The 16,013-nt window shown below is 66.9% G+C and carries 13 protein-coding genes; all 13 read right to left on the reverse strand.

Annotated features, from left to right (window positions below):
• Window positions 1–963, reverse strand: a complete 963-nt coding sequence (locus tag IP91_RS17480) for a D-alanine--D-alanine ligase (RefSeq protein ID WP_145650376.1) — start codon at window positions 961–963, stop codon at window positions 1–3.
• Entirely contained in the window at window positions 960–2,360 is a 1,401-nt protein-coding gene (gene murC / locus IP91_RS17485) for a UDP-N-acetylmuramate--L-alanine ligase (protein WP_145650377.1), read from the reverse strand. Before murC ends, IP91_RS17480 begins: the two co-directional genes overlap by 4 nt.
• Window positions 2,357–3,445, reverse strand: coding sequence for an undecaprenyldiphospho-muramoylpentapeptide beta-N-acetylglucosaminyltransferase (murG, locus tag IP91_RS17490; RefSeq protein WP_145650378.1), 1,089 nt, complete (start codon window positions 3,443–3,445; stop codon window positions 2,357–2,359). Before murG ends, murC begins: the two co-directional genes overlap by 4 nt.
• Entirely contained in the window at window positions 3,442–4,653 is a 1,212-nt protein-coding gene (ftsW, locus tag IP91_RS17495; protein WP_145650379.1) for a putative lipid II flippase FtsW, read from the reverse strand. Before ftsW ends, murG begins: the two co-directional genes overlap by 4 nt.
• On the reverse strand, window positions 4,653–6,167 hold the full coding sequence (gene murD, locus IP91_RS17500) for a UDP-N-acetylmuramoyl-L-alanine--D-glutamate ligase (RefSeq protein ID WP_145650380.1): 1,515 nt from the start codon (window positions 6,165–6,167) through the stop codon (window positions 4,653–4,655). The genes ftsW and murD overlap by 1 nt, the downstream gene beginning before the upstream one ends.
• 7 nt (window positions 6,168–6,174) lie before the next feature.
• Window positions 6,175–7,344 (reverse strand): phospho-N-acetylmuramoyl-pentapeptide-transferase, encoded by a 1,170-nt coding sequence (mraY, locus tag IP91_RS17505; protein ID WP_145650381.1) that lies wholly within the window; start codon window positions 7,342–7,344, stop codon window positions 6,175–6,177.
• Between the two features lie 2 nt (window positions 7,345–7,346).
• A complete protein-coding gene (locus IP91_RS17510; RefSeq protein ID WP_145650382.1) occupies window positions 7,347–8,726 on the reverse strand; it encodes a UDP-N-acetylmuramoyl-tripeptide--D-alanyl-D-alanine ligase in 1,380 nt (459 codons plus the stop codon).
• Window positions 8,727–8,751: 25 nt separating this feature from the next.
• Complete coding sequence (locus tag IP91_RS17515; RefSeq protein ID WP_145650383.1) at window positions 8,752–10,320, reverse strand: UDP-N-acetylmuramoyl-L-alanyl-D-glutamate--2,6-diaminopimelate ligase; 1,569 nt, start codon at window positions 10,318–10,320, stop codon at window positions 8,752–8,754.
• Window positions 10,320–12,110 (reverse strand): peptidoglycan D,D-transpeptidase FtsI family protein, encoded by a 1,791-nt coding sequence (locus tag IP91_RS17520; RefSeq protein ID WP_145650384.1) that lies wholly within the window; start codon window positions 12,108–12,110, stop codon window positions 10,320–10,322. Before IP91_RS17520 ends, IP91_RS17515 begins: the two co-directional genes overlap by 1 nt.
• A complete protein-coding gene (gene ftsL / locus IP91_RS17525; RefSeq protein ID WP_145650385.1) occupies window positions 12,107–12,379 on the reverse strand; it encodes a cell division protein FtsL in 273 nt (90 codons plus the stop codon). Before ftsL ends, IP91_RS17520 begins: the two co-directional genes overlap by 4 nt.
• Window positions 12,376–13,359: a 16S rRNA (cytosine(1402)-N(4))-methyltransferase RsmH gene (rsmH, locus tag IP91_RS17530; protein ID WP_145650386.1), complete on the reverse strand. Its 984-nt coding sequence runs from the start codon at window positions 13,357–13,359 to the stop codon at window positions 12,376–12,378. The genes ftsL and rsmH overlap by 4 nt, the downstream gene beginning before the upstream one ends.
• Before the next feature lie 10 nt (window positions 13,360–13,369).
• A complete protein-coding gene (gene mraZ / locus IP91_RS17535) occupies window positions 13,370–13,798 on the reverse strand; it encodes a division/cell wall cluster transcriptional repressor MraZ (RefSeq protein ID WP_145650387.1) in 429 nt (142 codons plus the stop codon).
• Between the two features lie 708 nt (window positions 13,799–14,506).
• Window positions 14,507–16,003, reverse strand: coding sequence for a glycerol kinase GlpK (gene glpK, locus IP91_RS17540; RefSeq protein ID WP_145650388.1), 1,497 nt, complete (start codon window positions 16,001–16,003; stop codon window positions 14,507–14,509).
• Window positions 16,004–16,013: the final 10 nt, after the last annotated feature.

The raw sequence follows: 16,013 nt of genomic DNA on the forward strand, positions 1-16,013 counted from the left end.
TTAAACCTTGGTGTTCTTCAGGCGCGCGGAACGAAGAATCTCCACGCACAGCGCCTCATACGACAACCCCACCGCGCGCGCCGCCATCGGCACCAGCGAATGGCTCGTCATGCCCGGCGACGTGTTCACCTCCAGCAGGAACGGACGCTGGTCGCTCTCGCGCAGCAGCACGTCCACGCGGCTCCAGCCTTCGCAACCGAGCGTGCGGTAGGCCTCGACGGCGATGCGCGCCATCTCGGCCTGGATCGCCTCGTCCAGCTGCGGCGGGCAGAAATACTGCGTGGTGTCGGTGAAATACTTGTTCTGGTAGTCGTAGTTGCCCTTCGGCGCCACGATCTCCACGACCGGCAGCGCGCGCGCCGTGGCGCCCGTGCCCAGCACCGCGACCGTGAATTCGCGGCCCGTCACGAACGACTCGACCAGCACGGCGTCGTCCAGCGGTGCGCACTTGTCGTAGGCGGCCTGGAATTCGTCCAGCGCGTTCACCGTGAACACGCCGATCGAGGAACCCTCGCGCGGCGCCTTGACGATCAGCGGCAGGCCCAGTGTCGCGGCCACGCCCGGCAGGTCGGCGTCATCGTGCAGCACGGCGTAGGCCGGCGTCGGCAGGCCGGCCTTCAGCCACAGCACCTTGGTGGTGATCTTGTCCATGCCCACCGCGCTGGCCATCACGCCGCTGCCCGTGTACGGAATGCCCAGCAGTTCCAGCGCGCCCTGCAGGCTGCCGTCTTCGCCGAGGCGGCCGTGCAGCGCGATGAACACGCGGTCGAACCGTTCCGCGGCCAGCTCGCCCAGCGAACGCTCGGCCGGGTCGAACGGATGCGCGTCGATGCCCTGGCTGCGCAGCGCGGCCAGCACGCCGGTGCCGGACATGATCGAGACTTCGCGTTCGGCCGAACGGCCGCCGAACAGCACGCCCACCTTGCCGAAGGCACGGATGTCTTCCTGTGTCAGAGTCGTCATGCTGCAGCCTCCTTGCTCATGCTCACCAGCTTCGCGGGCACGCCGCCGATCGCGCCGGCGCCCATCGTCAGCACCACGTCGCCGTCGCGCACCACCGTCATGATCGTTTCCGGCAGCTCGCCGATCGTCTCGACGAACACCGGTTCGGTCTTGCCGCGCGCGCGGATGGCGCGCACCAGCGAGCGGCCGTCGGCACCGACGATCGGCGCCTCGCCGGCCGGATACACTTCCACCAGCACCAGCACGTCCACCGTGGACAGCACCTTGGCGAAGTCCTCGAACAGGTCGCGCGTGCGGGTGTAGCGGTGCGGCTGGAATGCCAGCACGAGGCGGCGGTCCGGATAGGCGGCGCGCGCGGCAGCCACGGTCACTTCCGTTTCCACCGGGTGGTGGCCGAAATCGTCGACAAGTGTGAATGCGCCACCAGCGGGGATGGCCACATCGCCATACTTGGTGAAGCGGCGGCCCACGCCGGCAAAGTTCTCCAGGCCGGCCTGCGTGGCTTCATCGGGCACGCCGATCTCGCGGGCGATCGCCACGGCCGAGCAGGCGTTCTGCACATTGTGCATGCCGGGCTGGTTCAGCACCACGTCCAGGTCCGGATAGCCTTCCTGCAGCACCGTGAAGTGCATCTGCGTGCCGACGGCGCGCGCGTTCACGGCGCGCACTTCGGCGTCCTCCGCGAACCCGTAGGTCGTCACCGGCTTGGTCACCTGCGGCAGGATGCTGCGCACGTGCTGGTCGTCGATGCACAGCATGGCGCGGCCGTAGAACGGCAGGCGGTGCGTGAAGTGCACGAAGGCCTGTTTCAGCTTCTCGAAATCGTGCTCGTAGGTTTCCATGTGGTCGGCATCGATGTTCGTGATCACCTCGATCATCGGTGCCAGGTTCAGGAACGACGCATCCGACTCGTCCGCCTCGGCCACCAGGTATTCGCCCGAACCCAGCTTGGCGTTCGCACCCGCTGCCGTCAGGCGGCCGCCGATCACGAACGTGGGATCCAGGCCGCCCTGCGCCAGCACGGAAGCGACCAGGGACGTGGTCGTGGTCTTGCCGTGCGTGCCGGCGATGGCGATGCCCCGCTTCAGGCGCATCAGTTCGCCCAGCATCACGGCGCGCGGCACGATCGGGATTTTCTTCGCCCGCGCGGCCACCACTTCCGGATTGTCCTTCGCGACGGCGGTCGACGTGACCACCGCATCGGCGGCGCCGATATATTCCGCCGCGTGGCCCTGGTGGATCGTGGCGCCCATGTCCGCCAGCCGCTGCGTGACGGCATTGCTGCCCAGGTCCGAGCCGCTCACGTGGTAGCCGAGCGTGAGCAGCACCTCGGCGATGCCGCTCATGCCGCTGCCGCCGATGCCGACGAAGTGAATGTTCTTGACTTTATGCTTCATGCTTTTTTGTCCACCAATGATTCCAGTACGTGCGCGATCGCCTCGTTCGCGTTCCTCCGCCCCGCCGCATGTGCCGCGATGGCCATGCCGCGGCAGGCCGTGCGCGTGAGCGTCTGCAGGAGCGCCGCCAGGCTTTGCGGGTTCAGTTCCGTCTGCGGCATGTGCAGCGCGCCGTTCAGGCCCGCCAGCCACTGCGCGTTGTCGCGCTGGTGACTGGTCGTCGAGGCGACCAGCGGCACCAGCACGCTGGCCACGCCGGCCGCCGTCAGTTCCGAAACGGTGATCGCGCCGGCGCGGCAGATCACCACGTCGGCCCGTTCGTACGCGGCGGCCATGTCATCGATGAAGTCGACCACATTGGCCGTCACGTTCGCCCCGGCATACGCGGTGCGCAGCGCCTCGATATTCTTCTTGCCCGACTGGTGCGTGACCACCGGGCGCCGATCCGCCGGCAGCAGTGCCAGCGCGGCGGGCAGCGCATTGTTCAGCGCCTGCGCACCGAGGCTGCCGCCCACCACCAGGATGTTCAGGGGACCTTCGCGGTCCGCGAAACGCAGGTCCGGCGTCGGCAGGGCCAGGATCTCGGCGCGCACCGGATTGCCGGTGACGACCGCCTTGCCGGCCGCCTTGCCGAAATCGGCCGGGAAGCCGAAGCACACCTTCGCCGCCACCGGTGCCAGCGTCTTGTTCGACAGCAGCAGCGCCGCATCCGCATTGACGAGCGCCAGCGGCACGCCGCGCACCTTCGCCACCACGCCACCGGGCACCGTCACGTAGCCGCCCATGCCCAGGATCACGTCGGGCTTGCGGCGGCCGAGGATCTCGAAGCAGTCGCCGAAGGCCTTGAGCATCTTGATGCCGCCGGACAGCGTATGCGCCAGGCCCTTGCCGCGCATGCCGGAGAAATGGATCGCATCCATCGCGATGCCGTGCTTCGGCACCAGTTCCTGCTCCATGCCGTGCGACGTGCCGAGCCACGACACGTCCCAGCCGCGCTCGCGCATCGTCTGCGCGATCGCCAGGCCGGGGAAGATGTGGCCGCCGGTGCCGGCCGCCATGATCATCAGCTGCTTTTTCCCGTTCATAGGCGGCCACCCCGCATCAGCACGCGGTTCTCGTAGTCGATGCGCAGCAGGATCGCCAGGCCGATGCAGTTCACGAGCACGCCCGTGCCGCCATAGCTCATCAGCGGCAACGTCAGTCCCTTGGTGGGCAGCAGGCCCAGGTTCACGCCCATATTGATGAAGGTCTGTACGCCGATCCAGATGCCGATGCCTTTCGCGACGAGGCCCGCGAAGGTCTGGTCGATGGCAATGGCCTGGCGGCCGATGTCGAAAGCGCGTTTAACGATCCAGTAGAACATCCCGATGACAACCAGCACGCCGGCCAGGCCCAGTTCTTCGCCGATCACGGCCAGCAGGAAGTCGGTATGCGCTTCCGGCAGGTAGTGCAGCTTCTCCACGCTGCCGCCCAGCCCAACGCCGAACAGCTCGCCGCGGCCGAAGGCGATCAGCGAGTGCGTCAGCTGGTAGGCCTTGTTCAGCGCATTCTCTTCTTCCCACGGGTTCAGGTAGGCGAAGAAGCGGTCGCGCCGGAATTTGGATAGCGCGATGATGGCAACGAAAATCGTCACCAGCATGCCGGCGATGCCGCCGAACCAGATGGCGTTCACGCCGCCCAGGAACAGGATGCCCATCGCGATGCAGACGATCACGCCGAACGCGCCCAGGTCGGGTTCGAGCAGCAGCAGCAGGCCCACGAAGCTGACGGCCAGCGCCATCGGCAAGAAGCCCTTGGTCAGCTTGTGCATGTATTCCTGCTTGCGCACCGTGTAGTCGGCGGCGTACAGCACGATGAAGAGCTTCATCAGTTCGGAAGGCTGCAGGTTGTAGACCTTCAGCGACAGCCAGCGCCGGCCGCCGTTGACGACGACGCCCACGCCGGGAATCAGCACCAGCAGCAGCAGGAACAGCGTGCCGATGAAGACATACGGCGCGGCCTTCTGCCAGGTGGCGACGGGAATGCGGAACGTCAGCGCCGCGGCCACGGCCGAGATGATGATGAAGGTGGCCTGGCGCGTCAGGAAGTACGAGTTCTTGTAGGCGGCGAACTTGGGCGAATCGGGCAGCGCGATCGACGCCGAGTACACCATCACCATGCCCAGCAGGAGCAGCAGGATCACGACCCACACCAGTGGCTGGTCGTATTCCATCATGCGCGACTGCCGCGCGCGGATGTCGATCGGCGTGACGGAGGCGCCGCCGAGGAATTTGAACGGGAGCTGGAAGGCCATCAGAGCTCCTGCCCCGCGTCGAGCGCCACGTCGCGCACGGTGTCGATGAACACCTGCGCGCGGTGCGCATAATTCTTGAACATGTCCAGGCTGGCGCACGCGGGCGACAGCAGCACGGCGTCACCCGACTGCGCCAGCGCGGCGGCGCGCTTCGTGGCTTCTTCCAGGGTCTTGAAATCTTCCAGGTGCACGCCGGTGTCCGCCAGCGCGGTACGGAGGGCCGGCGCATCGCGGCCGATCAGCACCACGGCGCGCACGTAACGGGACACGGGGCCGGCCAGCGGATCGAATGCCTGGCCCTTGCCGTCGCCACCGGCGATCAGCACCAGCTTCTGGCTGTCGCCCGTGAAAGCGGTGCCGAGACCGTCGATGGCGGCCACGGTGGCGCCCACGTTGGTGCCCTTGCTGTCGTCATAGAAATCGACGCCGTTGATCGACGCGACCAGCTCCACGCGGTGCGGCTGGCCGCGATAATCGCGCAGGCCGTGCAGCAGCGGCGCCAGTGGCAGGCCGATGGCGCGGCACAGGGCCAGCGCGGCCAGCGCATTCGTCGCGTTGTGCGTGCCGCGGATCTGCAGCGCATCGGCCGGCATCAATTTTTTTACGCTCGTTTCGACGGCCGGCATGGGTTCATGCTTGCGCCGCGATGATCGGCTTGAACTGCGCGGCTCCGCATCATCGACCGGCTCGGCCGTGGCCAGCCAGTGGATGCCGCGCTCGTTGACGAGGCCGAAATCGTTCGGTGCGGATGGTTCATCCGTGCCGAAGGTGATGTTGGTGCCGGTGGCATTCGCCATGCGCATCACGTAGGCATCGGCGCGGTTCAGCACGCGCACCGTGCCGGCGCCGAAGATGCGCGCCTTGTCGTCCGCATAGGCCTGCATGGTGCCGTGCCAGTCCAGGTGATCCTGCGTCACGTTCAGCACCGTGGCCACATCGGCCTGCAGCGAATACGTGGTGTGCAGCTGGAAGCTGGACAGTTCCAGCACCCAGGCCTGCGGCAGGGACTCGCTGTCCATGGCCTCGCGCAGCACATCGAGCGCGGCCGGGCTGATATTGCCGGCCACCTTGACGGACAGGCCGGCGCGTTCGCACAGCTGGCCCGTCAGCGACGTGACCGTGGTCTTGCCGTTGGTGCCCGTGATGGCGATGACCTTCGGCGCGTAGGCGCGGTCCGTCTTCAGCCAGGCCAGCGCCTGGGCGAACATCTCGATCTCGCCCCAGACGGGAATATTCTTTTCGGCGGCGGCGGGCAGCAGCGCGGACAGTTCGCGGTCCGGCGCCAGGCCGGGGCTGACGGCAACGAAATCCACCCCATCGAGCAGCCTGGCGTCGAACGGTCCCGCGATGAACTGCGTGCCCGGCAGCGTCTCGCGCAGGGTGGCCAGGCGGTCCGGCACGCCGCGCGTATCGGCCACGCGCAGCAGCGCGCCGCAGCGGGCCAGCCACTGCGCCATCGCCAGGCCGGATTCCCCCAGCCCCAGTACCAGCGCGATTTTGCCGTTGTAGATCATCTTGTGATTACCGCAGTTTCAACGTCGACAGGCCGAGCAGCACGAGCATCATCGTGATGATCCAGAAGCGCACGACGACCTGCGTCTCCTTCCAGCCCTTCTGTTCGAAATGGTGGTGCAGCGGCGCCATCAGGAACACGCGGCGGCCCTGGCCGTAGCGCTTCTTGGTGTACTTGAACCAGCCCACCTGGATGATCACGGACAGCGTTTCGGCGACAAAAATGCCGCCCATGATGAACAGCACGATCTCCTGGCGCACGATGACGGCAATGGTGCCCAGCGCGCCGCCCAGCGCCAGCGCGCCCACGTCGCCCATGAAGACCTGCGCGGGGTGCGTGTTATACCAGAGGAAGGCCAGGCCCGCGCCGGCCATCGCGCCGACGAAGATGATCAGCTCGCCGGCACCGGGAATGTGCGGGATGAACAGGTATTTCGAGTACGTGGCGCTGCCCGTCAGGTAGGCGAACAGGCCCAGGCCGGAACCGACCATCACGGTTGGCATGATGGCCAGGCCATCGGCGCCATCGGTGAAGTTGACGGCGTTCGACGTGCCCACGATCACGCAGTAGGTCAGCGCGATGAAGCCCCACACGCCCAGCGGATAGCTGATCGTCTTGAAGAACGGTACGATCAGGTCGGCCTTCGGCGGCAGGTCCAGCGAGAAGCCGGACTGCACCCACGCGAAGAACAGCTTGAAGACTTCGGCCGGCGTCGGTGCCGACACGGAGAAGGCCAGGTACAGCGCAGCGGCCACGCCCACCAGCGACTGCCAGAAGTATTTTTCCGCCGAGCGCATGCCTTCCGGATCCTGGCGCACCACCTTGCGGTAGTCGTCCACCCAGCCCACCGCGCCGAAGCCCAGCGTGACGACGATGACGGGCCAGATCAGCCGGTTCGACCAGTCGCACCACAGCAGGGTGGCGGTGCCGATCGCGATCAGGATCAGCACGCCGCCCATGGTGGGCGTGCCATGCTTTTTCAGGTGCGTCTGCGGGCCGTCGGTACGCACGGCCTGGCCGTACTTCATGGCCGTCAGCTTGCGGATGACGGCGGGACCGGCGACGAGGCCGATGACGAGGGCCGTGATGGTGGCGAACACCGCGCGGAACGTGATGAAGTTGAAGACGCGGAAAGCGCCTATGTCGTCCTGCAGGTATTGTGCGAGCCAGAGCAGCATGATCAGTGTGGTTCCTTGTTAGCTTGTTGCGGTCCAATCAAATGCTGCACGACCCGCTCCATCTTCATGAAACGGGAGCCCTTGATCAAAACTGTGGTGTCCGGCGTCACCGCGGCATCGACTGCCGCCAGCAGTGCGTCGAACGCTTCGAAGTGACGGGCATGCGGTGCCATGAATTGCGCCAGCTCGCCCGTCACGAGCACCCCTTCGATGCCCTTCTGTGCCGCATACGCGGCGATCTCTTCATGGAACTCGCGGCCCTGCGTGCCCACTTCGCCCATGTCGCCCAGCACCAGCAGGCGCGGCGCCGGGAAACCGGCCAGCACGTCGATGGCGGCGCGCACGGAGTCCGGGTTGGCGTTGTAGGTGTCGTCGATGACGGCGGCGCCGTTCGCGGCACGCTTCTGCTGCAGGCGGCCACTGACGGGCGCGAAGCGGTCCAGGCCTTCCTTGATCTTTTCCAGCGCGATGCCGGCCGCATGCGTGCAGGCGACGGCGGCCAGCGCGTTGCGCACATTGTGTGCGCCGGCGGCCTGCAGACCAATGTAGAACTGTTCCAGCTCGCCGTCCTCGCGCCGGATCGACACGAAGATCTCGTTGCCGAAGTCGGCGGGACGGAACGAGCAGCTCACGTCCGCCTCCTTCGTGAGGCCGAAGGTGAGCGTGCGGCGCGCGCCGGCCAGTTCGCGCCAGATCGGCGTGAACTCGTCCGCCGCGGGGAACACGGCCACGCCGTCCGGCGGCAGCGCGGCCAGCACGGCACCGTTCTCGCGCGCCACGGCTTCCACTGTGTGCATGAATTCCTGGTGTTCGCGCTGGGCGTTGTTCACCAGCGCGATGGTCGGCGCGGCGATCTGCGCCAGCCGGCCGATCTCGCCCGGGTGGTTCATGCCCAGTTCGACGACGGCGGACGAATGGTGCGTGGCCAGCCGGAACAGCGTGAGGGGCACGCCGATCTCGTTGTTCAGGTTGCCCCGCGTGGCCAGGCGGTCTTCCTCGCCATGCGCGGCGCCCAGGATCGCGGCGATCATTTCCTTCACCGTCGTCTTGCCGTTGCTGCCGGTGACGCCGATGACGGGCAGGTCGAACTGGTTGCGCCACCAGTGGGCGATCTGGCCCAGTGCCACCAGCGTGTCCGGCACGACGATGGCAGGCAGCGCGAAGCCTTCCGGCACTTCCTCGACGACGACAGCGGCCACATGATGCTGCGCGACCTGCGGCAGGAAGCTGTGCGCGTCGAACACTTCGCCGCGCAGCGCGACGAACAGCGCGCCCGGTGCCACCGTGCGGCTGTCGGTCGACACGCCGTCGAAAGCGACGGCCTCGCCCACCAGCGTGGAACCGGTCAGGGCGTGCAGGAGCTGGTCGAGAGTTGCGCGCATTATCCTGTCACCTTCATGTCGTCCATCAGTTCTGCCTCATCATCGTCAGGCGCGCGGTCAGTGCCAGCTGCGCATGGTCCAGGTCCGAGAACGGCAGCTTCTTGCCCTTGATCTCCTGGTACGGCTCATGGCCCTTGCCGGCCACCAGGATCACGTCGGCCTTCGCCGCGTTCTTGACGGCGGACAGGATCGCGGCGGCACGGTCCTCGACCGTCTGCACGGCGCGCGTCGTGTCGGTGCCGGCCACGATCTGTTCGATGATCGAGTGCGGGTCCTCGCTGCGCGGATTGTCGCTGGTGACCAGCACGTGGTCGGCCAGCGTCTGCGCGATGCGGCCCATCTGCGGGCGCTTGCCCGGATCGCGGTCGCCGCCGCAGCCGAACACGCACCACAGCTGGCCGTTGCGGTCGGCCGCCACGGCGCGCAGCGCGTCCAGCGTCTTTTCCAGCGCATCGGGCGTGTGCGCATAATCGATGACGACCATCGGCGCCTCGTTGCCGCCGACCAGCTGCATGCGGCCCGGCGCGGGCGCCAGCGCTTCGATCGCCTCGACGGCGGCGCGCAGCGGCAGGCCCTTCGCCAGCAGCACGCCCAGCACGCCCAGCGCATTGCTGACATTGAAGGCGCCCACCAGCTGCGTCTTCACCTGCGCGCTGCCGGCCGGCGTGTCGACATGGAATTCGGTGCCGGCGCTGCGGCTTTTGACCTGACTGGCGCGGATCATCGCCACGCCCGGCAGTGCCGCCACGTCGATCTCATTCTTCAGCGTGTAGCCATGGACGGTGGCACCGGCCACCTGCGCGGCCATGCGCACGCCGGCCGGATCGTCCAGGTTGACCACGGCCGCCTTCAGGCCCGGCCAGGCGAACAGCCTGCCCTTGGCCGCTTCGTAGGCGTCCATCGAACCGTGGAAATCGAGGTGGTCGCGCGTGAGGTTGGTAAACAGCGCCACGTCGAAATGCATGCCCGTCACGCGGCCCTGCTCCAGGCCGATGGACGAGACTTCGATGGCCAGCGCGCGGGCGCCGGCGGCGCGGCATTCGTCCAGCGTGCGGGCCAGCAGCACCTGGTCCGGCGTGGTGTAGCCGGTGGTGGTGAACTGCGGCTCGCCGCGGCCATGGAACAGGCCCACGCCCAGGGTGCCAATGACGGCCGTCGTGTCGCCGGTGCGCGCCAGTGCGCTGCCGAGCCAGACGGCGGTGGAGGTCTTGCCATTGGTGCCCGTGATGCCGACGCTGAACATGCCCGCATCCGGACGGCCATACACGGCGTGCGCGATCGGGCCGGCTTGCTGCTGCAGGGATGGCACGGCGCGGTGCGCCACCTTCCATTCGGGCTTCCAGTCGAAACCGGCCGGGTCGTAGACCACGGCGGCGGCGCCCTGCTCGATGGCGCCTTCGATGAAGCTGCGGCCGTCGCCTGCCCCGTCGCCATTGCCATTGCGGTAAGCGAAGAACACATCGCCCGGGCGGATGCGGCGCGAGTCGGAAGCCAGCTGGCCATTCGGCGCGGCCTGGCGGATCCATGCCGCGATGGCGCCGCTGTCGCTGTCGCTGTCTTTATCGTTATCGTTATGGTCGTTCATGGCGCTCATTACATGGCCTCCGGTCCGGAGTCCGCCGGCACCACGATTTCCGTCACCGTGGAATCGGGCGGCACGTTCATCGCGCGCAGCGCGTTCTCGGCCACCTTGGCAAACGTGGGTGCGGCCACCGAGCCGCCGTAGTGGCCGCCCTCGGTGGGTTCGTCGATCATCACGGCGATCACGAAGCGCGGCGCGGACATCGGCACGATGCCCACGAACGAGCCGATGTACTTGCGCGGCATCGCGTAGCGGCCGTTCTCCACCTTGTAGGCGGTGCCCGTCTTGCCGCCCACGCGGTAGCCGGGAATCTGCGCCTTCTTCGCCGTGCCGTCCTTGCCGGAGACGACCATCTCGAGCATCTCGCGCATGGCGCGCGCCGTTTCCGGCTTGATGATCTGCTGGCCGGCCGGCATCTCGCTGGCCTTTTCGAACGTGAGGGGGATCGTGTCGCCATCGCGGGCGAACATCAGGTAGGCGCGCGCCAGCTGGATCAGCGACACGGAGATGCCGTTACCGTAGCTCATGGTGGCCTGCTCGATCGGGCGCCACGACTTATAAGGACGCACGCGGCCGGCCACGGCGCCGGGGAAGCCCCACTTCGGCTGCTGGCCGAAGCCCACCTTCGTGAACATCTCCCACATGTCCTGCGACGGCATCGACAGCGCGATCTTCGAGGTGCCGATGTTCGACGACATCTCGACCACCTGCTGCACCGTGATCACGCCGTGCGCCTTGGTGTCGCTGATGGTGCGGTCGAGGATCGTCAGGCGGCCGTTGCCCGTGTCGATGGTGCTGTGCGGCGTGACCTTGCCCTTGTCCACGGCGAGCGCCACGGTGACGGGCTTCAGGGTGGAGCCGGGCTCGAACGAGTCCGTCATGACGCGGTTGCGCAGCTGCGCGCCGGTCAGCTTGCGGCGGTCGTTCGGGTCGTAGCTGGGGTAGTTGGCCAGCGCCAGCACCTCGCCCGTGTGCACGTCCAGCACCACGGCGGCGCCGGCCTTGGCCTTGAACTTCTCCACGGCGCCCTTGAGCTGCGTGAAGGCGATGTACTGGATCTTCGAATCGACCGACAGCTCCAGGTCCTTGCCGTCGTGCGGCTCGTGCTTGGCGCCGATGTCCTCGACGATGTGGCCCAGGCGGTCCTTGATGACGCGGCGCGAACCGGTCGAGCCGACCAGCGTCTTCTGGTGCGCCAGCTCCATCGATTCCTGGCCCACGTCTTCCACGTTGGTGAAGCCCACGACGTGCGTCATGACTTCGCCCTGCGGATAGAAGCGCTTGTATTCCTTGCGCGTGTCGATGCCTTCGATGCCCAGCTTGGCGATCTTGTCGGCCACGTCCTGCTCGACCTGGCGCTTCAGGTAGACGAAGCCGCGGTCGGAATCGAGCTTCTTGCGCAGGTCGGCCTCGCTCATGTCGAGCAGGCCGGCCAGCGCGCGGATCTTTTCGGCCGGCGCCTGCAGCACGTCGTCCGGAATCGCCCAGATGGCCTTCACGGGAATCGACGAGGCCAGCACCTGGCCGTTGCGGTCCATGATCTTGCCGCGCGTGGCCGGCAGTTCGATGGTGCGCGCGTAGCGGATCTCGCCCTGCTTCTGCAGGAACTGGGTGGACACGCCCTGCAGCCACAAGGCGCGCGCGCCCAGCGCCGCGAACGCGGCGAACAGCACGAACAGCACCACGCGCGAACGCCAGGTGGGCAGGCGCACCGCCAGCACGGGGCTCTTCGAGAAGGACACGCCTTTCGACGCGGCCACGCGCGCACCGGCCGCACCGCCGTTCCGGGCCGGGCGGTTCATTCCTGCCCCTCCGTCAGGTACTGCGTGCGGGCCGGCGTCAGTTGCGTCATGCCCAGGTCGCGGTGCGCGATGTCCTCGATGCGGGCGTGCTTGCCCAGCGTGGACTGGTCCAGCTGCAGCTGGGCCCATTCGATGTCGAGCTGGCGTGCCTTGGCCTGCGCCCGTTCCAGTTCGATGAACAGGTGGCGCGCCTGGTACTGCGTATTGACGAGCGCCAGCGCGCAGCCCACCAGGCAGGCTGCCAGAACCACATTGAGCTTGCCGGTCACGCCCTCACCTCGCTGCCCGTGTCCGGCAGGCGCACAGGAAGACGAACTGCAACCCGCATCACGGCGGAGCGCGCGCGCGGATTGGCCTCGACTTCGGCATCGGACGGCTTCACGCGCGCGATCAGCTTGAGCTTCGGCTGCGGCAGGTCGACGGCGCGGATTGGCAGGCGGCGGTCCGGCTGCGGCACGTTGGCCAGGCTGGCGAAGTACTGCTTGACGATGCGGTCTTCCAGCGAATGGAAGCTGATGATCGACAGGATGCCGCCCGGCGCCAGCGCCTCGTAGGCCTGCTTCAATCCGGCTTCGAGGTCCTCAAGCTCCTGATTGATGAAAATCCGGATAGCCTGAAAGGTCCGTGTGGCCGGATCCTTGCCCTTCTCCCGGGTTTTGACCGCGCCTGCCACGATGCCGGCAAGCTGTCGTGTGCCTGAAATTGGTTCGACTGCCCGGCGAGCAACAATCGCCTTTGCAATCTGAAAAGCAAACCGTTCTTCCCCATAATCCCTGATCACCTTTTCGAGAGTCTGTTGCGTTTCCGTGGCCAGCCATTCGGCCGCGGAGATGCCGCGCGTCGTGTCCATCCGCATGTCCAGCGGACCGTCGTTACGGAAGGAAAAGCCGCGGGCGGCGTCATCGACCTGGGGCGACGAGATCCCCAGGTCGAGCAGTACGCCATCGACCTGCGCGACGCCCCGTTCGGCGAGGGCGTCGGCCATCGTCGCGAAGCTGTCGTGCACGATCGTGAAGCGCGGGTCGGCGATGCCCTGTGCGGTGGCGATCGCCTGCGGGTCCTTGTCGAACGCGATCAGGCGGCCCCGCTCCCCCAGGCGCGACAGCAGCAGGCGGCTGTGGCCGCCGCGGCCGAAGGTGCCGTCGATATAGGTACCGTGGACACGCTCGCCCGTGATGGCCAGCGCATCGACTGCTTCATCGAGCAGCACGGTGCGATGCTGGAAGGATGGCTCCGCTGGGTGGGTCATGGCGGCGCTCTCAGAAGGCAAAGTCGGACAGGTTGGCGGGCATGCCGGCATCGATGGTGGCCTGCTCGTTCTCGTCCCGCTTGACCGGGTCCCAGATCTCGAAGTGCGTGAGCATGCCGGACAGCACGACCTCGCGGCCCAGGCCGGCGGCAGTGCGCAGTTCCGGGGCGACGAGGATGCGGCCGGCCGAATCCATCTCGACATCGACGGCATTGCCCAGCAGGATGCGCTGCCAGCCGCGCGCGGCCATCGGCCAGGCGGCGATCTGGTCGCGTTTCGCTTCCCATGCATGGCGGGGGTACATCAGCAGGCAGCCATCGGGATGTTTCGTGAGCGTCAGGCGGCCTTCGCACTGGATCAGCAGGGCGTCACGGTGCTTGGCGGGAATGGACATCCTGCCTTTCGCATCGAGAGTGATTGCGGACGCGCCTTGGAACACGGCTGTATTTTCTCTTCAGAACGTTATTTTTCGAAACTGTCGTGAACGTCGCGTGATGCCGATCCGCCAGAACATCCCACAAAACTACACTTTTTCACACAGGTGCCCACTTTAGAGTATGGCAAATAGGCGGTCAAGCGATTTCCGAATGGAAAAAAGCGATTTTTACTAATGAAATTAAGGACTTAGCGTCATAACTTGAAGCGGTCTCAAGTCAGAAAACGTCGAGAAATCAGGCACCTAGACAATTTACTGAAAGTTCTACCTCATCTGCTGGCCCGGGTGCACCTGTGCCGAATGGTAAAAAATTAAACCAGGACAATTCGATAAGCTTGTCATTTGGCAACCACTCCGTCGCGCTGGGGCAACGTTTGAATCCTGAAGTAATCTTTCCTATCAGAATGCAAGTTTACCCAGCTCAGCCGCAGAAATGCGCGGCTGGGGGCGCAGTGAGCGCTATCGGGGGCGTCCGGAAAAATTGCCTTTTAAATAAAAGACACTCCGGCGAAAATGGTGGTGTTGGGACTGAATAAATTCCCATTTGCAATATGTTGTCTAGACAAATCTGACACCCATCGAGCACGGTGCCGCGGCCATTCGGGCAGCCTGTCCGGCGCGAGCGGCCGCGCCAGAGCAACCATCAATCACGTGCGCAGGGATGCATTCATGCGGGTTACGGCGTGAGCGGGCACTTTCGCCCGCCGGACGTCAAAGTGGCGCTTCCCAGTCCTTGGCGCGCGCGACGGCGCGGGCCCAGCGGTCCAGCAGCGCCTGCCGCCGGTCCGCAGGCATGGCCGGCTCGAAGCGCCGCGCGCAGCGCCACTGGGCGGCAATCTCTTGGCAGTCCGCCCAGAAGCCCACGGCCAGGCCGGCCAGGTAGGCGGCCCCCAGCGCCGTCGTCTCGGTGACGGCAGGCCGCAGCACGGGCACGCCGAGCAGGTCGGCCTGGAACTGCATCAGCAGGTCGTTGCGGGCCGCGCCGCCATCGGCACGCACTTCCAGCACGGGCTGCGCCGCATCGCGCTGCATGGCCGTCAGCAGTTCGGCGCTCTGGTAGGCGATCGCCTCCACCGCCGCGCGGGCGATGTGGGCGGCCGTGCTGCCGCGCGTGAGGCCCACGATGGTGCCGCGCGCATACGGGTCCCAGTGCGGCGCACCGAGACCGACGAAGGCCGGCACCAGCAGCACGCCGCCGCTGTCCGGCACGGAGGATGCCAGCGCCTCCACGTCGCCCGAGGTGCGGATGATGCCCAGGCCATCGCGCAGCCACTGCACGGTGGCGCCGCCCATGAACACGCTGCCTTCCAGCAGGTAGCAAGGCTGGCTGGCTTCCTGCAGGCGCCAGCCGACGGTGGACAGCAGCCGCTGGTGCGACACGGCCGGCGTGCCGCCCGCATGCATCAGCATGAAGCAGCCGGTGCCGTAGGTATTTTTCACCATGCCGGGCTGGTGGCAGGCCTGGCCGAAGGTGGCCGCCTGCTGGTCGCCGGCGATGCCCGCCACGGCGATCGGTGCGCCGAACAGGTCGGCATGGGTCATACCAACGTCCGCACTCGATGGCACGACTGCCGGCAGCAGGGATGGGGGGATGCCGAACAGCGCCAGCAGGCCGTCGTCCCAGCGCAGCTGGTGGATATTGAACAGCATGGTGCGGGCGGCATTGCTGGCATCCGTGACGTGCGCGCCGCACAGCTTGTATGCGAGCCAGCTGTCGACCGTGCCGAAGCACAGCTCGCCCTTCTCGGCGCGCTCGCGTGCACCGGGCACGTGGTCGAGCAGCCAGGCCAGCTTGGTGGCGGAAAAATAGGCATCCAGTTCGAGGCCGGTGCGGGCCCGGATGGTGTCGGCATGGCCGGCCGCGCGCAGGGCATCGCAGGCATCGGCCGTGCGGCGGTCCTGCCAGACGATGGCGGGCGCCACGGCACGGCCCGTGGCGCGCTCCCACAGCACGGTGGTCTCGCGCTGGTTGGCGATGCCGATGGCGCGGACCTGGTCGGGACGCACCCGCGCCTCGCGCAGCACCTGGCGGGCCACGGCCAGCTGGCTCGTCCAGAGATCGTCGGGGTCGTGTTCCACCCAGCCGGGCTGGGGATAGTGCTGGGGGAATTCCTGCGCGGCCGAACCGCACGGGCGGCCGGCGTGGTCGAACAGGATGGCGCGGGAACTGGTGGTGCCCTGGTCGAGGGCCAGGATATAGTCCGTCATCGCGAGAATT

Source organism: Pseudoduganella lurida (genome assembly GCF_007830455.1).
GTDB lineage: Bacteria > Pseudomonadota > Gammaproteobacteria > Burkholderiales > Burkholderiaceae_D > Rugamonas > Rugamonas lurida.